The 18,931-nt window shown below is 53.7% G+C and carries 12 protein-coding genes; 6 read left to right on the forward strand and 6 right to left on the reverse strand.

Going from position 1 to position 18,931, the window contains the following annotated elements; all coding sequences use genetic code 11:
* The first annotated feature begins 1 nt into the window (after window position 1).
* The 4 genes from menB to menE all read left to right on the forward strand — a co-directional run bounded on the left by menB (window position 2) and on the right by menE (window position 4,547).
* On the forward strand, window positions 2-835 hold the full coding sequence (gene menB, locus OEV49_02520) for a 1,4-dihydroxy-2-naphthoyl-CoA synthase (GenBank protein ID MDH3889932.1): 834 nt from the start codon (window positions 2-4) through the stop codon (window positions 833-835).
* Window positions 836-1,112: 277 nt separating this feature from the next.
* Window positions 1,113-1,997 carry a 1,4-dihydroxy-2-naphthoate polyprenyltransferase gene (locus tag OEV49_02525; GenBank protein MDH3889933.1) on the forward strand — a complete coding sequence of 295 codons (885 nt, stop codon included), beginning with the start codon at window positions 1,113-1,115 and terminating at the stop codon, window positions 1,995-1,997.
* Entirely contained in the window at window positions 1,994-3,097 is a 1,104-nt protein-coding gene (gene menC / locus OEV49_02530; protein ID MDH3889934.1) for an o-succinylbenzoate synthase, read from the forward strand. The genes OEV49_02525 and menC overlap by 4 nt, the downstream gene beginning before the upstream one ends.
* On the forward strand, window positions 3,090-4,547 hold the full coding sequence (gene menE, locus OEV49_02535) for an o-succinylbenzoate--CoA ligase (GenBank protein MDH3889935.1): 1,458 nt from the start codon (window positions 3,090-3,092) through the stop codon (window positions 4,545-4,547). The genes menC and menE overlap by 8 nt, the downstream gene beginning before the upstream one ends.
* On the opposite strand, the gene OEV49_02540 is transcribed toward menE, so the two are convergent.
* Window positions 4,540-4,944, reverse strand: coding sequence for an acyl-CoA thioesterase (locus tag OEV49_02540; protein MDH3889936.1), 405 nt, complete (start codon window positions 4,942-4,944; stop codon window positions 4,540-4,542). The genes menE and OEV49_02540 overlap by 8 nt on opposite strands.
* Before the next feature lie 111 nt (window positions 4,945-5,055).
* On the opposite strand from OEV49_02540, the gene pepF reads away from it, so the two are divergent.
* Both pepF and OEV49_02550 read left to right on the forward strand, forming a co-directional pair.
* Window positions 5,056-6,942 carry an oligoendopeptidase F gene (gene pepF / locus OEV49_02545; GenBank protein MDH3889937.1) on the forward strand — a complete coding sequence of 629 codons (1,887 nt, stop codon included), beginning with the start codon at window positions 5,056-5,058 and terminating at the stop codon, window positions 6,940-6,942.
* Window positions 6,943-7,625: 683 nt separating this feature from the next.
* Entirely contained in the window at window positions 7,626-8,132 is a 507-nt protein-coding gene (locus OEV49_02550; GenBank protein MDH3889938.1) for a ferritin, read from the forward strand.
* A 226-nt stretch (window positions 8,133-8,358) separates the two neighbouring features.
* On the opposite strand, the gene OEV49_02555 is transcribed toward OEV49_02550, so the two are convergent.
* The 5 genes from OEV49_02555 to OEV49_02575 form a co-directional block, all read right to left on the reverse strand.
* Window positions 8,359-10,056 carry a protein kinase gene (locus OEV49_02555; protein MDH3889939.1) on the reverse strand — a complete coding sequence of 566 codons (1,698 nt, stop codon included), beginning with the start codon at window positions 10,054-10,056 and terminating at the stop codon, window positions 8,359-8,361.
* A 77-nt stretch (window positions 10,057-10,133) separates the two neighbouring features.
* Entirely contained in the window at window positions 10,134-10,982 is an 849-nt protein-coding gene (locus OEV49_02560) for a T9SS type A sorting domain-containing protein (GenBank protein MDH3889940.1), read from the reverse strand.
* Between the two features lie 927 nt (window positions 10,983-11,909).
* Window positions 11,910-15,215 (reverse strand): KAP family NTPase, encoded by a 3,306-nt coding sequence (locus OEV49_02565; protein MDH3889941.1) that lies wholly within the window; start codon window positions 15,213-15,215, stop codon window positions 11,910-11,912.
* A 586-nt stretch (window positions 15,216-15,801) separates the two neighbouring features.
* On the reverse strand, window positions 15,802-17,259 hold the full coding sequence (locus OEV49_02570; GenBank protein MDH3889942.1) for a PDZ domain-containing protein: 1,458 nt from the start codon (window positions 17,257-17,259) through the stop codon (window positions 15,802-15,804).
* Window positions 17,252-18,622, reverse strand: a complete 1,371-nt coding sequence (locus tag OEV49_02575; protein MDH3889943.1) for a trypsin-like peptidase domain-containing protein — start codon at window positions 18,620-18,622, stop codon at window positions 17,252-17,254. The genes OEV49_02570 and OEV49_02575 overlap by 8 nt, the downstream gene beginning before the upstream one ends.
* Window positions 18,623-18,931 lie beyond the last annotated feature (309 nt).

Consider the following 18,931-nt stretch of genomic DNA (forward strand, 5'->3'; position numbering starts at 1 on the left):
CATGGAGTGTAACATGAGTGAGATACAATGGACCGAAGCCACATCGTTTGAAGACATCAAGTACCACAAGACCGAAAGTATTGCCAGGATAACCATTAACCGTCCGCAAAAACGAAACGCCTTCAGGCCGCAAACAGTTTTCGAGATGGGGCGAGCCCTGGCCGATGCCCGCGACGACCAGGAGATCGGTGTGATCATTCTCACCGGCGAGGGAGAAAAAGCGTTTTGCTCAGGCGGTGACCAAACGCTGCGTGGCGACGCCGGGTATGTCGACGATACCGGCGTCCATCGGCTAAACGTGCTGGACTTTCAACGCCAGATTCGCACCTGTCCCAAACCGGTGATCGCGATGGTGGCCGGGTATTGTATCGGCGGTGGGCATGTGCTGCATCTGATGTGTGACTTGACCATCGCAGCCGACAACGCTGTTTTTGGGCAGACCGGCCCCAGGGTGGGATCGTTCGACGGCGGTTACGGGGCCAGCTATATGGCCCGTATCATCGGACAGAAAAAAGCGCGCGAGATATGGTTTTTGTGTCGTCAGTATGATGCCCGGCAGGCGCTGGATATGGGCATGGTCAATTGCGTGGTGCCCCTCGACCAACTCGAAGCGGAGACGGTCCGGTGGTGTCGTGAGATTCTGGCCAACTCGCCCATGGCCATTCGCTGCCTGAAAGCCGCCCTGAATGCCGACTGTGATGGCCAGGCAGGTTTGCAGGAGTTGGCTGGAAATGCCACTATGCTGTTTTATATGACTGAGGAAGGACAGGAGGGTCGCGATGCTTATGTGCAAAAACGCAAACCCGACTTTTCAAGGTTCCCTCGGCAGCCGTAGTGGTCGGACCCTCGCCCTTCGACTACGCACAGGGTAACTCTGATGTTGCGCTGGGTCCTTCTCGCCGCAGGCAAGTGAGACCCTGCGCTTCTACGACCAGCAGGGTCACACCTTACCCTCCGGTTAAGCCAGGACCCTATGGAACGCCAGATCGAGTATTTCTCAAAGTCCCCTATCGAGAGGGGATTTAGGGTGTGTTTGGCTGATGGAAGAACACACCCCGGCCTTTGACCACCCCTGTCAAGAGGGGATGTTATTCCGACTGAATGCGAATAAAATGACAGACTCACAAATCACACTCTGGTTCTCGGCGGCGCGACCCAAAACTCTTCCGGCGGCCGTCGCACCCGTAATCATCGGAACTTCGATGGCTTATGCCGATGGCGTCATGGTCATTCTGCCGGCTCTGGCCGCCTTGTTCGGGGCAGTCATGATCCAGATCGGGACCAATCTGGCCAACGACTATTATGATTTCATAAAGGGGGCCGACCGCGCCGATAGGATTGGTCCCACGCGCCTCACACAGGCCGGGCTGATCTCCCCAAGGAGCATGAAACGGGCCGCCTTTGTCGTCTTCGGTATTGCTATGCTGGCCGGATGCTATCTTGTCTGGCGGGGGGGATGGCCGATTGTGGCTGTTGGACTAACCTCGATCCTGTTCGGAGTTCTATACACCGGTGGTCCCTTCCCGCTGGGCTACCACGGACTCGGCGAGTTGTTCGTACTGGTCTTTTTCGGCCCGGTGGCCGTTGCCGGGGCATACTATGTTCAAGCCCTCAACATAAACTTCGCCCCGATCATGGCCGGACTTGCGCCCGGTCTGATATCGGTGGCCATACTCGTGGTCAACAACCTGCGCGACATTGACAACGACCGAGCGGCCGGCAAACGAACACTGGCCGTCAGGCTCGGACGAACCTTTGCCCGCTGGGAGTACACTTTGTCTGTGCTCTTTGCATGTCTTCTACCCCCGGTGCTGGTAGTCTGGTTCGATGGGCGCTGGTTTTCGATGTTGGCTTGTCTCACCCTGGCCGGATGCGTTCCAGCGATCAAAACAGTATGGACAACGGTAGATGGCCATCGGTTGAACAACATCCTGGCCGCCACCGGGCGGCTGTTGTTGCTCTACACTATTCTGTTTTCAATTGGCTGGGTGTTGTGAAGATAGCCCAATTCCACCTGCATGAGTATGCGCTGCCGTTAAAGCGCCCCCTGGTTATCGGTCGGGAAACACACCACCGGCGGCACGGCTGTGTCATTGAGCTCAAGGATGAAACGGGCACGGTGTGCTTTGGCGAAGTGGCGCCCCTGGGTGGTTACAGCGATGAATCCCAGACCGACGTTGAAACTGAACTGCGGCTCTTGCGAAGCTCTCTGGTCGGCAGTGAGATACCTGAGCATCTTGAAGAACTCTCAGGCGGTTTCGATAGCTGGTTGGGCCGCTACCAATTGGCACCCTCGGTGCGCTTCGGATTCGAGAGCGCCGTGTTGATCATGGCGGCAAAGCTGCGCCGGGTTTCACTGGCTCGGCTACTCTCTGATAAGCCCCTCAAGAGAGTGTCGGTCAACGCACTCTTGACCGGGGACCATGGCGAGGTTTTGGCACAGGTGCGAAGAGGGCTTGAGTTGGGATACTCTGCTTTCAAACTCAAGGTTGGTGGGAGACCGGTTGATGACGATATCCGGTTGACCAGAGAGGTCCGCGACCTGATCGGTCCGGATGCTGCCTTGCGTCTCGATGCCAACCGTCGGTGGACCCGGCACGAATTTAATCAGTTTGCACACGAAGTGCGGGGGATAGGTATCGATTATATAGAAGAACCGATCTCAGATATCTCGTTGCTGCACCGCTTGACCGACATTGAGGATACGGAAGCACCCCTGGCCCTGGACGAGAGTTTGCGAATGATCTCGCCGGATGAGTTGCACCAGTGGCCGGGCGTCAAAGCAATCGTACTGAAACCTACACAACTCGGTCTCGAACGGGCGGTCCGTTCTGCCCGGGCGGCTACACGATTGGGTATAACCTCGGTCTTCAGTTCCTCGTATGAGTCAAGTCTCGGACTCACGATAATTGCACACATCGCGGCGGCCTACAGCGCGACCGACACACCGACCGGTCTGGACACGGTTGGTGTTTTTCAAGAGGACTTGCTGACACCATCATTGACGATAAAAGGCGGTCAGGTGGTTATAGACGAACTGCCGGACGTGGTCCAGTCGATCAATCGCGACCGATTCAAGGAAATCACGGATGCCTGAGATCGAATGTCCATTGTGTCGAGCAGCCGTGCGCCGGCCGGATCAACCGGCTCTCATAAGCCGCGATACGGTCCTCACCTACGGCGAGTTCAGCCGACAAGTGACGGCCACAGCAACGGCGTTACAAGCCGATGGGGTTAGCCAGGGCGATCTGGTCTGCCTGTTGGCCGACAACTGCTTGTCATACCCATTGCTGCTGCATGCTTTGTGGCGGCTCGGGGCGGTGGCTTGTCCAATCAGTACGCGATGGCCGGAAACGTCCGTGGCACAATTGCTCAGTAGGATCGGCTGCCGCCTTTTGGTAACGACAAGTGATCGTATGAGCGATGGATACCCGACGTCGGTACGGCAATTGGAGATTGATCATCATACCCTCCCGGGTTCGTCTGTCGGGGATGTCGAACAAAGGCCGAACATGGTCGATCCAGATCGTGCGGCCACGGTCATCTTCACATCAGGAACTACTACCGCGCCGAAAGCTGTACTGCACAGCTTCGGCAATCACTACTATAGTGCCATCGGCTCGAACGAGAACATCCCCGTGTCGCCTCCCGACCGCTGGTTGCTCTCTTTGCCACTGTATCACGTCGGTGGACTGGCCATCATGTTTCGCATGTTGCTTGGCGGTGGGACGGTTGTTGTCGGCTCCGGCGATGATCAAATTGGCGAATCTGTAGAGCGGTATCAGATCACACACCTGTCGCTGGTGCCCACGCAACTGATCCGGTTACTTCAAGAGGGACTTTCACCGTCGGCTACAAAACGATTGAAAGCTGTATTGATCGGGGGCGGTCCGGTACGACCTGAGTTGATGGTCGCGGCTGGTGACCGCGGTTGGCCTGTCTTTTCAACTTACGGCCTCACCGAGATGGCTTCGCAGGTCACCACCAGCGCACCCAATGACACTCAGGCTCGGTCGAGCACATCCGGCAGGCTGTTGTCCGGTCGCGAACTGATCATCTCACCGGCCGGCGAGATTCTGGTGAGAGGCAAGACCCTTTTCGCGGGCTATTTCAATTCAAAAAGAGTGGAGAAAGCAACTGATGACGAAGGTTGGTTTCACACCGGCGACACCGGCGCCCTCGACTGCGATGGTAATCTGACGGTGTCTGGCCGCCTCGATAACATGTTTGTCTCGGGCGGAGAGAATATCCACCCTGAGGAAATCGAAACCAGACTCTCCGGTTTGCAGGGAGTGCTCCAGGCATTGGTGGTGCCGCTGGCCGACAAGGAATTCGGTCTTCGACCCACAGCCATTCTGAAACTTAGTTCGGATACTTCATTGCCTGTTGCAGACATTACCGCTCACCTGGAGAAACACCTACCTCGGTTCAAGATACCGGTTCGCTTGTTGCAATGGCCTCAGTCCGACGGCGGGGGGGAGATGAAACCGGACCGGCGCAGGTTCCGAAAGTTGGTCCAAGAGAACGCTGTGGCGGATATTACTTGATCGATTCCAACCCGGCTCGGATCGGCGCCGGCAGGTCGATTTTTCTACCCGTGTTTCTCTCGATAGCCACATGCACCGTTCGTACCGTGGCCCCGATCTCGCCATGCGAATTCTTGATGTCAGTTGTCAGTTCAAAGGAGACGCGCTTTAGCTTCGTGGCCCGAACCGAAATCGAAATGTTGTCCCCCAAATGAAACGGTTGCAGGTAATCGGCCTCGGCGTGGGCAATCAGAACCAGGTAGTCGGAGCCTCCTATTATCTGCTCCATACCGCAGCCGATCGACTGAAGAAACTCTTCATAGGCGGTGTGAGCGATCCGAAAGTGGCTTACAAAGAAGACAACGCCGGCGGCATCGGTGTCATGCAGTTTTATGCTGGACTTAATTTCGAAGGCCACGAAATCCCTTTCGAAAAATCAGGTGATCGAACGCAACATGTTGTCTATATTAAGCGTCAATGGTAGGAGTGTAAACAGCAAAATTACAATGAACTGATTTCAGGAGTGAAGATGAAACTTTCGCAAACGCTCTGTCGCGCGCTGCTCATAATCTGGGCCGTGCTGCTGATGGCCTCGTTGGCATACACTGCCGACGATTCCGGTATTCCACAACGGTCGGATATCGACGACAAGTACAAGTGGCGTGTCGAGGACATTTACGAAACACCCGATCTCTGGGAGGCGGACTTCCAGACGTTGAAATCTACTATGACTGGTCTGCAACAGTATCAGGGCCATCTGGGTGACTCTCCCAAGATGCTGTATGATTGTCTGACTATGTCGGATGAACTGGGTATTATCGAGGGCAACCTGTATGTCTACGCCTACCTCAAACTCGACGAAGACAACCGTTCGAGTGTGTACCAGGAACTGGCAGGGCGAATTCAGGCCTTGTCGTCCCAATTGAGCGAGGCTACATCGTTTATCGAGCCGGAACTGCTCACCCTGGACGAGGCCAAAGTCGAGGCGTTCATGAAGCAGGAGCCCAAACTGGAACTGTACCGGTTCTACCTCGAAGACCAACTGAGGCGCAAGGCGCATATTCTGTCACAGGAGGAAGAGGCTATCATCGCGGCCCTGGGACCGGTGGCGCGGGCACCTTCGGCTATCTTTCAAATGATCGACGCGGCCGATTTGAAGCTGGGTACGGTGGTCGATGGTGAGGGTGATACCATCAGTCTTACCTGGGGGCGGTACGCGCGCATCATGGAAGGACCCGACCGCGAACTCAGGAGCCGGGCCAACGACACCGTGCAGGCGTCGTACCTCAGATACATCAACACCCTGGGGACGACCTTTGGCGCATCGTTGGACAAAGACTGGGCTTTGGCCAAGATCCGCGGGTATGAAACCTGTCTCAATGCCAGCCTTGATGATAACAATATACCAACCTCTGTCTTTCACAATCTGGTCAAGACGGTTAACGACAATATCGAAGTCCTCCACAAGTGGACGCGGCTGCGCAAGAAGATACTCGGCTTCGACACATTGTACACCTACGATCTGTCGGTTCCGTTGGGCTTCACTTTCGACAAAGAATACACATACGAAGAGTGTGTCGAAATCTGTCGGTTGGGTCTTGCTCCCATGGGTGAGCAATATGTCAAAGACCTGACCAAAGGTTTCGAATCCGGCTGGATCGACGCCTACGAAACGGAAGGTAAGGGAACCGGCGGCTATTGCTGGGGAACCTACAAATCGCATCCATACATACTCATGAACTTCAGCGGTCGGCTGGACGATCTGTTTACTTTGGCCCACGAGATGGGGCACGCCTTGAATGCCTTCTACGCCAACAAAACCGAGCCGTACATCTATCACGGCCAGACCCTTTTCACGGCGGAAGTTGCGTCTACCTGCAACGAGGCGCTCGTTATCAAGTATCTCTTGGCTAATGCCGAAAGCAAACAGGAAAAACTGGCTATCCTCAATCATTATATCAAACTGATTCAAGGGACCTTTTTTACTCAGGTTATGTTTGCCGAGTTTGAACTGGCCGTGCATGACCGGGTTGAATCCGGTGAGGCGGTTTCGGTCGACTACTTCCGCAAGACCTATCGAGACATCTATCAGAAGTACAACGGCCCGGAACTGGTCATCGGGGAGAACAACGATATGAGCGGGATGAAGATTCCGCATTTCTATCGTCAATACTATGTCTATCAATATGCCACCGGGATTGCTGCCGGTGAGGCCTTGTCGCAGGCAATTCTCGAAAAGGGCAAACCGGCCGTCGATGCCTACATGAAATTCCTGTCCACTGGATCGTCCAAGTACCCGGTTGACATCCTCAAAGATGCCGGTGTGGACATCACCAATCCGGAACCGGTTGAGCGCACGATCAAACTGTTCGGTGAACTGGTTGATCAGATGGAAGCTTTGCTGAACGAAAGCTAACACGGTCAAGCCGTGAATGTCATGGTCGAGCCGTGACTGTCACGGTCGATCCGCCTTTGCCGCAGCCTGGGTGCCCCACAGCTTGCTGTGGGATTCTGTGACAGACTGGGTGCCCCACAGCTTGCTGTGGGAAAAGAAGGTAGGGCGGGTCCGTCTTCGAACCCGCCAAAGTTCATACGCAGAGAATCCCGCTCCGCGGGATGTCAGGACCACAAGGGGTCCTGACCTACGGCTTACAACATCACACGCAGGCCGATCAAGCCACCGACGTCATATTCGAGTTGGGGTGCCCCACAGCTTGCTGTGGGATTCTGTGACAGCCTGGGTGCCCCACAGCTTGCTGTGGGATTCTGTGGTGCTTGCAGTTTCACGCCCTTCGCGCACATAAGCCGGAAATCCCCGTAGGGTGGGTCCGTCTTCGCCTGCGCGCCGCGGCGGGAGAATCAAGGCCACCCCCAAAACGAGTTTGAGGGTGCCACCCAGAACCGTGGGAAGCGCGAAACAGTGGCTTGCCACTTGTGCTGGTCGAGTCTTCAGACTCGGGCTGCAACCAGCATCTATGTACGCTCCCCAAGGTTTTCGCAAGAAATCCTTGATTTTCCTTCACAAATGATAAGATTGGTGGCTGTTGCTCCAAGGTGAGCAGTGATGGAACTTAACATGATGATCAGGAGAGATGAACGATGATGATTTCACAGAAAGTTGCCGACCGACTCAATCTGCAGATCAAGTATGAATACTATTCTTTCTGGCTGTATCAGCAGATGGTTTTTGAGTTAGAGACGATGGGGCTGAAGGTCTTTGCGCAATGGTTCACCGAGCAGGCGGCTGAAGAGCAGGCGCACGCGCTCAAAATGGCCAAGTACCTACTGGATCAGGACGCCAAAGTCAAACTACTGGCGCTTGAAGAACCACAGCATGAATGGAACTCGGTCGAGGAGATCGTCGAAGCGGCCCGGGATCACGAGATACAGGTGACCGGTAATATCAACGAATGTGTTGATCTGGCTATCGAGGAAAAGGACCATGCCACGCGCAACTTCCTCAACTGGTTCGTTGACGAGCAGGTGGAAGAAGTAGCCACAGCCAACGAACTGCTCGATTTGGTGCGGATGGCCAAGACTCCGGATCAGATTCTGCTCTTGGAAAACCGCATTATGGAACTCCGCGCCCCGGAGGGCGGCGAGTAACGCACCGGTTATATTCGGGTGGCCGTCTCACCGTTGTCATTCTGGCGAAGGCCAGAATCCAGTCTTCAGTAGCGTGGGTCCGTCTTCGCCTGCGCGCCGCGGCGTGGACCCGCCAATAAAACCGCATGCCGAACCCCCTGTGGTCTCGACTCCGCTCAGGGTAAGGTTGTGGGGTGAGCTAAGCATGAGGTTAGCAACGCGCGTAGCGCGAAAGGGTGGCTTGCCACTAATTCAACGCGCCGGAAACGTACAAAACAACCAGCACCAGGATGACTATGCCCAAACCGAGCGTAGCGTACATCCACACCGGCGTTTCTTTCTGCGGCGGCGCAGCCACAGTCTTGACTTCCTTGCGTTGCACTTTGTCGCGTTTGCGCTTTTCGGCTTCGGACCAGTCAAACATGAACTCCTCGGCGCCCTTGTAGCGATGAACCACGCGAATAGCCAGGAGCTTGATTAGAATATTGCAAATGTCGACCGGCAGTTCACCTCGCATGTCGTCGAGCCTTAGATTGCTGGCCGAATCATAGCTCGGATTGCGACCGGTCAGCATCTGATGCAGGATGACACCCATACCGTAAATGTCCCCCTGACGCGAGGGCTTGCGCTCGGGCGGCGAGTACCAGTTTTTCTTGTTGGGTCCGTCGTAATGGATAGGCAAACCGAAGTCGGTCAGTTTGACAACTTCGCTGCTGTCGAACAGAACATTGGATGGTCGCAGATTGCCGTGGACGATATTGTTCTTGTGGATGAAATCCAGCCCGGCGGCCAGTTGCATGATGACCCCGAACGCTTTTTCCCATTCCCATCTTCGCACTAGCCGGTCGGCCAGCGAACCGCCGGGGGCGTATTCGGATATGACAACGGTCGACTTCTTATCGCCGCCGGCGCCGAAAATGTTGATCACGTTCTTATGTTTGACCGATTTCAACAGGTTGGCTTCTTTGCGCCCGGCTTCACCCTTGTTGTGCTTCTTGATTACATAGAGCCGCTTGTTGAGTTTGTTCTCGACTAAGATAGTGGAGCCAAACTTGGTCTCTTTAATGGTGTCGAGGTAGCGACACTTGCCCATGAATGAATCGGAATCATCAAAGCTCAGATCATCGGGGCTGCTAACTGCCTCGGTGCCGCCGATCACTTCGAGGATAGCATCCTTCAACAGCACGGCCGATTGATACCTGTCTTTGGGCTCCTGGGAGAGACATTTCAGGATTATGTCGTCCAGGCGGGGATCGAGATTGTGATCGATCTCGCTGGGCATTTTGAAACGACCCATCGGTTTCTTGCCGATCAGCACTTCGTAGAGCATCACGCCTACGGCGTAGATGTCGGTAGTGTGATCGACATTGGTTGAGCTGACTTTCTGCTCCGGTGACATGTAGGCGAAAGTGCCCATGACAACATCGGTCGAAGTCGCCTCGCTCTCGGGTGTGCCGACCATCTGGGCGATACCGAAATCGGCCACCAGGGCGTTACCCTGGCGATCTATCAGCACGTTGGCCGGTTTGATGTCGCGATGAATGACGCCGTTCTTGTGGGCATAGTCGAGGGCCTTACAGACCGACACCAACATGTCGAGTTTCGTTTTCAGGCCTATCTTGTCGGCGTCGATAATCTCACGCAGGTTGGTGCCGTCGACGTACTCCATGACAAAAAAGTAGCGCCCCCCGGCTGAGCCGCGATCAATCACATGAACGATGTTGGGATGATTGAGCTTGCCGATGACCATCGACTCACGCTCGAATCGTCTGACAATCTCCGGGTCGGTGGTCAGGTTGGGGAACAGGATTTTGACGGCAACGTCACGGTCCAGCGACTCCTGGCGGGCACGGAAAATCTCCGCGATACCTCCCTGGCCGATCTTGCCGGTGACAAGATAGTCACCAATTCGGACTTCCTTTTTGTCCTTTACTTCCGTGGTCATATTCCCCAAGCCAAAAAAATCAGGGACCACCCTTTATGGGCGGTCCCTGTAGTAATCGGCAGAATGCCCTCAGAGCATTATTTTATGAGAATCATTTTCTTGGTCAGACTCTTATCCTTTGTGGAAAGGCGGTAGAAATAAATGCCTGAGGGGGATGAGGCGGCATCGAACTCAACCTGGTGGACACCGGCAGGCATACGCTGATCCAGCAGCACCGCCGTTTTCTGGCCGAGGACGTTGAACACCTCAAGAGTTGCCAGGCCGGCGGTGGGCAGGGCAAACTCAATCACTGTAGTCGGGTTGAACGGATTGGGGTAGTTCTGAGCCATCTCGAATCGGTTGGGGAGCAGTTGGCCGTCGGATTCATCATCAACCCCAGTGGGCATTTGGACTGTGATCTGACCCGGAATAAAGGCGGCCGGTAGTTTGAGTTCCTCCCCCAGGGCGTCGGAAAAACCGATCCCGGACCAGACGATCGGACTATTGCCGTGGTAGATTGAGTCGATGGCGATAGTCCCAACAGGCGCCAGCCCGGATAGGGTGAAATGCATGGTGGCCAGGATTCCCTCCGAGTCAGGCATTGTCGTCACCGGAAAAACATTGTAATTGGGATAGAAGCTGATTGCCACGCTGTCGGAAGCGTTATCGATCAGACTTATGGCGCTCATACCGCCCGGTTTCAGCGAAGTAGTATAGGAAACCGAGTCCAGAGTCAGGTGCGGGCTGTTGTACTTCAGCGGCAGTTGCATCCCGGCAATAGCCAGATCATTGCCGACTATTCGAACATTGACTTCGAAACTCTGGCCCGGTTCAGCCTGGACCATGTCGACCGAGACGGAACCCGCAAAACTGGTGAATTGCGCGCCGGCCAGGGTGGGGAGTAGCAGCACGGTCGCTGTGAGAATCATTAGCACATGTCGTTTCATCGACTATCCTTTCGGTTGCTCATTATCTACTTGCGTTCTCAGGCGGTTGTGACTCATTTCCACGAAGCCGCCGGAAACAGTTAGTGCAAACCTCATGCCTTGAGGCCGAAAAGCCATGACCGGTTTCTAAGCTGTTCAATAGTTGCACAGGCGGATCGTGACGCTGGTGGGCGGCAGTGGGTTACTCATCGGCTGGATGTGAACAGAGGTGGAGGTTCGAGTTGTTTGGTTATACTTGTGGCGGGGCAACATGCGCAGTCGACTGCCTTACCGCAACCGGATGCAGACTGTTCGAGCCACTAGACTCTGTCGTGAGGCTGTAGGGCGGGTCTGTCATCGCCTGTGCGCCGTGGCGTGAACCCGCCATCTGTGTCCGAGCCGTGGTGTCGCGGCGACCCCGCCCGACACCTGTTTACCGTCATTGCGAGGACGCCGCAGGCGGGTTTCGACAATGCGCGAAGCGTAAAGAACCCATTTATGGGTGTCAGCCCGAGCGGAGTCGAGGGGCGGGTTTTGTGGGCGGCAGACGCCCTCGTCTGCCCCAGGTGGCCGGTCAGGTCTCTCTTTTCTTGGAGACCTGACAATGTCACCCCGAGCGGAGTCGAGGGGCGGGTATGAAGTGGGTTCGTTTTGGCCCTTTTCAAGTTTGCAAAATAGTATCTGTGGTGATTTTGAGACCAGCGTGAATTGGGGTGGTTTTGCAGGTGATTAGCGGCTATTTGTTTTTCGCTTGTAGGCATAACATGGTCCTTTACCAACGGACCTGCTGCCAGTATTAAAGTGGATGTTGTGGGGAAAGTGTGAGGGTACGGAGACTCAGTAGATTGGGTGGCCCGTGGGCTTGCCCCGGGATAAGGCTACCCGACGCATTCCCGTGCAAGCTCTTTGAGAAAGGGGAAATTCGACGCGAGGCCGCAAAGCGGGAGGCTATTCTAGCGGAAGCGAATCTACCCAGGCCCAATATGTCTTTTCGCCCCTCTGAGGCTTAGACGGTTTTAGACGGTTCAGACCCCTCGCGATAGCCTGCTTGATTAACACGTCACTTTCCTCTTCGTAAGCTCTCTTCAGGTCGTCATAATTGAGCTTCCTGTCCTTATCCAAGTACGAGGGTGATGCCTTCACAAGAATGCCAAATCCAAGGTCTATTGTATCAGTCTGGTGCGACTTGATCACAAGGTCGTCAAAACATAATGGGACAAGTTGATCCGCCTCATCAGTAGTTAGGTGGGGCGACCAGAATTCAATGCATCTTAGTGTACTCAACTGCAATCTCTCGTTCGGCGGAAGTCCGATCACCCAAACGAATGCTGCCTTAGTGATCTCCCTCTTTTGGAGGCGATCCAAGAAACCCATCCCTTGAATGGCCTTGAAAGCTGCTTCTTGGCTCGATGAGTCCACGTCACGTATAAGTTCGATCACCTGGGTGATATATTGTTCTACTAGCTGTAGATTGTTATTGCATTTGGTAGCGTTTAGAACCTCATAGCATCCGGAGCGCATCGTAATATCGCTTTGTCCTGCCAGTTCGAGAACGGCTCGCAAGAATCTATCCTTTTGGGGTATGCGATAGCCCCTCTTCCTCACAAATTCTAAAGCTAATTTCGTATCATAGGTGAGCCACTCTACTAACCAATCCGATCTGCGGCCTGTTGACAAATGTGAATAGAAATATGCGAATATGAGTGGATCCGACATCGCGCGATCCTTGAGTGTTGCCGCATTTCGTGACACAGTAACAAAACCTTCTCTGTCGTCCACTAAATCAATAACATATTTCAAACCGCCCAGATTAGCTTCTGCATAAAACTCATTTAAGTGCTCCTGAAGTCGATCTGCTGTCGATTCAGATGCCCTGTCGAGTAACAATTCCATCAGTGGCACCGCGATGCATTGTTCCGCTCCTGGGATTGCACTAAAGGTATTTATCGCTGCATCTGATAACTCATCAATCTCTGGAACATCATCGTGACTAATTGTCTCATGCGACACTACAAACTCCAGCACACCCCGAATCAATGCCTTCCACCTCGTAGAATGCTCACTTTCCCAGCCTCCCTCCCTCAGAGTATCCATGAGCAAGGTTATTTTCGGTACGGCAAGACTGAGCACGCTTACCGGCAGCAGGTTGTCCAGAAACTTACCCAAAATGTACAGGCGTGATGGGCATAAGGGTTTATCCGAATCTTCGTTCTCCAGCAACAGAATGTCAGTTTCAGATATTGACCTAGTAAAGTCTGAGACGTACTTGGCATCCAGGTATTTTTGCTGTTGTTCCCCGGTCTGAGTGAACTGTCTCGCCACCTCAATGTCGCCAGAAAAATGTGCGGTGAGACTGCTCTTGATGCGCCCCTCGAAACCTACTGTAAGCGTCTCATTATCAGCCATTTCCTCAAGAGCCACCCTCACGAAGGCACCTGATTTCTTCTTCAGGTGGTCATCACCGAGGATGTCCTCAATTCTGTCCATCCACATTTCGCCCAAAGCCGGAGCCAAGTGTGGACATACCTGTAGCAATGTCCTTCTCAAGAGACCTGGTGCAATGATTTCGATTCTCTTCCGCAGGCGCGAGTCCATGGCACTGTAAACTGCAGAACACCGAGTGGAGTCCACCTTAATATTCAAGGCCTCCAGCACGTGCAAAACGGAGTTCAAGAAGTATGCGGCCGTGATTGGATTACGCTTGCTACCGAACTCTGCTTGAACGGCCCTAACGAAGTCCAAATGATTCTCTTTGATCTGTGGAATATCCTCCGCAGCTTTTATTGCGTCGGATATCTTGTTATCCTCACATAGAACATACAATCTATCAAGACCGGGGAAATGCCTTTCCTGATCCGATTGCCTTAGTGCCGTATACGGTCGCAGGTTCGTAATCTTGGCAACAGAAGACACGTCTTTGGCAAGTGACCGCAACGATTCTAGGTCCTCATTGAGTTCCTTGCGGCCAAGATCATCGGGTATATCTTCCAGTGCGCCTATCCCTCGTGATGTGAGTTCAGCCATTAAGTCAGGGTGGCGATGCTGAAGGAGTAAGAAGAGGCAGATTTCCCTCCGATTGCGCTTAGCATATCCCAGTTCAAAATCCCTTTCTTGCCCTTCCCGTTCTTGTATTAGCATGTAATGGGATAACAGAATGTTTACAAACTGTATTACCTGCCTCGGGTTGTCGCGATATGCGTAGGTTATCATCCAAGCGATGCCGGAGTCCGATAGGTCCTTCAGTCCGGTTTCTTCTAAACAGCTCACGGTGAAAGATTCAAGTTCAGTAGGATAGAAGTCGGGAATTCTGACAACAGTATTAAAGAACTTCTTCTGAAACTCATCTGGGCTATAAGTACTCTTTGAGTTGTTTGCTGCTTGTGCAACATAAACCGCTCGGATGTGTTCACGGATTGCGGAATCATCGCAGGGTATAAGAAACACGACGGACTTTTCCTCGACCTCTATATCTTTCGGTTCCAAGAAGGTCTTTATTGTTGACAGGCTCTTGAGAGCTAGCTCGTGCGAGACTCTGTCCAAGTTATCAAATACAATTAGGCATTTGGGCCTGTGAGTCTCCCGAAGGATGCGTACAAACTCGTCTTCGAATTCGTGTGGGTCCGAGAGACGCTCAACTGAAAACGTTGTTGTTTCTGTCCCAAGAAACTGTGTCGCATTCTTGACAAGCCAAAGTAGGAAACCCCCTCCCAACAGAGACCCCAGCGTAAAACCTAGGATTCTCTCGTACACTTGTATGAGATCGAAGTATGATGCTGCGAGCGCAAATACCACAAGTACAGCCACTGCAAAGACAAACGCAGTTCTAGCTTGCTTCACTTTGGTCCAGTTGACTTTGAATTCCCCATCGTTCACGCGTGTCACAGCGTTATTCATGCGATCATCAAGTTCAAACTCAGCATCTAAGTTATCATTTTCCGGCGATTTCATCTGACGAACAAATTCTCTGAGAAAGGATCGTCTCAGTGAGTCTCCTTCGTGCTTCCACACATCGAAGATCACTGTTGGGATTCCTTTCTTGCGCAACGCGGCTGCAGCCAAATAGGCGATGCTGCTCTTACCTGAGCCCCATTTCCCAAAAAGACCTATCGTAAATGGGGTTTCGCATATACTCACAATGCTTGTGAGTGTGTTCGCGATGTCTTTGTGTCCAAATCTGACTCTCTTGAAATCATCTTCTGACTGCAATGGAGTTTCGCGTAAGAACTTTACAATGGTTCTCGTCCCAGAATTCATTATTCCCTCGATAGATACGTAAGGTCCAGCCTTCAAGCAATCGACAGCTTTGTCCGCTATTCAGTATACCGTAATCGCATTCTGTGATCAACCGAAAAGGCCGTATGTCCCACTATTGCAAGCCGCATTTGAAACGCTCATATCACTCCCACAAAAACCCTACCAATCCACTACAGAAAACTTCGGGGCGCTCGTTAGTATGAAACCATGCCACGCAAATCCCGAAGTGCGCCAATCAATACGGTCAACTCTGCCTATCTCGACAAAAACAATACAAGTTCTTTCAACCTCAGAAAAAAAATCAATGAAACGAACCCATCTACGCGGACAGGACATCTCAGAAAGTACTTTTTCCGAGAAACGAACCCATTTCGGAGCGTCGCGCGGCCCGCGTAAAGCGGTGTATGCGAGCGGCTTTGGGGCAGACGAGGGCGTCTGCCGCCCACACCACCGTAGGGCGGCATCCCTGCGATGCCGCCGAAGATGGCAGGATCACAGGGATCCTGCCCTACGGGAGAAGATGGATTCCGGATCAAGTCCGGCATGACAGCCGCGGCGCGCGGAGCGCGTAAAAGCGATTTATCGCTCACTGCCAGTCGGTCTTGATGTTGACGAACATTGTCTGATTGGCGCGCCAGACAAACAGTATCATTTCGGTCGGTTGGCTTTGTTCCAAACTCTCCAGAACCGCCTGCGCTTCATCGACCGAGCCGATCTCGGTGTCGCCTATTCGCTGGACAATATCACCGATCTGCAACCCGCCGATAGCGGCCAGTCCGCCCTGAGCCATCTCAGAGACAAAAACGCCTTTGAAAGTCTCGGCGTCCTGGTTCAGGAAGAAGTAGTCGTCGAAGACCAGATTGCGAACGGTGAACTCCAACGGAGTGCTCTCATACTCCTCGGCATCGGTGGCGCCGATCGGAGCTTCGTCCAACGTAGCCAACAGGGTGAGAGTGTCGCTGTCTCCGTTGGCCGGTCTCAGGATCATCATTTCCACAGAAGCTTCCGGTCCCAACTCCGATATGCGGCGCTGGAAAATCGATATGTTTTCTTCCCGATCTACGTCGACCGGTCCCCCGTTGACCGAAACGATTACATCACCAACTTGCAGGCCTGCTTTGTCGGCCGGGGAGCCTTTGACGGTTTCGTTGACGATTATGCCGCCGCCCGTCTCAAGCTGCCAGTATTCGGCCAGTTCCGCGGTCAGCGCCTGTAGTCGGATACCCAGCCAGCCACGCTCTCCGCCGGATGCGGTGGGTGGTTCGGCGATTACTTTGGCCAGTCTGTCACCGGAGATGACGCCCAACAAGGGCATGCCGAACTGCCCCAGTGCTTCCATCAAACCGTTGGCCTCCAGGCTGGCCCGAGCCGGATCGACCAGCATCCCCAAAACGCCCACCGGTTCGAGGTCTTCATCGAAAAGTACCGAGGTCATTTGAAAGGAGTTGAATCCGACCGTCAGCGGGAACGATTCGGGCGACGCCACCACCGACGAAACCATTCCGATATCGGCGGTCAAGGGCGGGCTTATGAACTCAGGCAGAAGCATGTACAAGGCCAGCCATTCACCGACCTCGAACCGTCGTCGGGTTTTGAATTTGATCGGTTCGAATTCCAGCGAGGTATCGGCGGTGGCTTTCACGAAGCCGATTCCGGTGTACCGATCAACCCCGAGGTATTCGGCATCGTATGTGGCGCCGTCAAGTGTGGAGACTTCAATGCGCCGAGGGGTCACCGAGACATTTACTCCCGGCATACCACCGATCACGCCACCACCCGCAAGATCGCTACCGTTGAAAATAATCAGGCCGTCTTCGGTGACGATGGTGGCGATGTACCTTTCCTTTTGCTCTGAACTATGAATGCCGAAAGCGAGGTCGAGGTCCATGTCGATCACGACCGTGTAGGTGCGGACTCTTTTTTGCAGTCGCTCAAAATCAAACTCCTGCGACTGGGCAGTCGGCGCCATCCAACCGAGGCCGATCAGCGCCACAAGAAGTGTGGCCGCGTATTTCGAATGCTTCTTGATCACAGCGTCACTCATCGGTTGATTCTCCTTGCTCATCCTCGGTTTTCAGTAGAACGAATCTTCTGGCTCCGGCCCGTTTTACCACCAACATGATAGTCTCAGCGTCCTTCTGACTGAGTTGATCATACAGAGGCATGAAATCGTCCAGCCCCTTCAGTTGGTGGTCATTCACGCTTAGTACGACATCGGACCGTCTCAGCCCACCTTGGTCGGCGGTACCGACCCGCTTGACACCGACCACCAGGACCCCGGCAGTGTCATCCAATTGTCTTTCTATCTGCATCTGGCGGGTGATAGCTTTCACGGTAAAGCCCCAGTTCTTGCATTCAAAATCCTCCCCCTGTAAATCGCCGAGCAGTTTGGTCTGCAGGGAGAATCGAAATTCCTCACTACCTCGCTGCACCGTGAGTTCGATGTCGTCGCCCGGCTCACGGTTGGCGATCAGCGCATAGAAATTCGGCAATTCCTCAATGAACCGAGCCGATACCGGCTGATTGTCAACCTCCAGAATTACATCGCCGGCTTTCAAAAAAGCCGCTTCGGCCGGAGAACCGGCATCAATCGATGACACCAATACCCCGGAGTTATCTTCGGTCCCGAAGTAGTCTTCCATCTCCTGCATGGCCTGGCAATGCAGACCAATCCAGCTTCGAGTGACTTTGCCGTCGGCCATGATAGCGGTCGTAACCTCTTTGACGATATTCACGGGTATAGCAAATCCGAGGTTGTTGGCAAACATGCTTGCCCGCGAATTGATGCCGATCACCTTGCCTGACATGTTCACCAAGGGTCCCCCGGAATTGCCGGGATTGATAGCCGCATCGGTCTGAATCCAGAGGTTGTAGCGTCCGGTACGCTCACCCGTGGGTAGCCGCACATCGCTGGAGAAGTAGCGATCCTTGGTGGAGACGACACCGGCCGACACCGAGCGCGAAAGGGACAGAGGCGAACCCATGGCCAACACATATTGGCCAACCTCTGTTGAGTCCGAGTTGCCAAAATCGGCTACATGGATCGTGCCGTGGTAGTCCTCCAGGTTCAGCTTTATGACGGCGATGTCTGTTGGTGGATCGCCACCGATGAATTCTGCCGGCACTACTTCCTTGTCCGCAAGCGTACACAGAATCCTCTCGGATTTGCCGGCCACATGGTAGTTGGTTACCACATATCCGTCCGGATGGAATATTACGCCGGAACCCACGACGGCTTGCTTTTCCAATTCCCCCGTGCGGTAATTCTTGATCACCGGCTGGATGTGTACCACCGCCGGCATGACCTTGTCACGAGCGCTATAGATTTCCTTTTGAGCTGCGCCCGCCCACAGAGAAGATCCGGTTGTGGTCGTTATCAGAATTGCTATCATTATGTGTTTAATCATCGCGATTTCCTGTTCGAGTAAAGAGTATCCTTCTCTGCCTCACGGTGCCTAACGTCATCCGACCGGCCTTGCTTTCACCGGCCTGAGTATATCGCTTTATTATACTCATCGGCAAGCGCTTTGTACCATGGTGATAAATCACCCATAAATGGGTCTCATGCTTTTCCCGCCTTGAACCCTTGCTCTGAGCGGAGTCGAACGGTGTTTCTCAGTTGGTGGTGTGCGCTGGAAACCACAAGCTGTCCTGTAGGGCAGAACCGCTAATCGGCCGTAGCGGACGTCCAAAAATACTCCCCGTCCCAAGCAAGG

It is taken from the genome of Candidatus Zixiibacteriota bacterium, assembly GCA_029860345.1.
In the GTDB taxonomy this organism is placed as follows: Bacteria; Zixibacteria; MSB-5A5; order GN15; family FEB-12; genus JAJRTA01.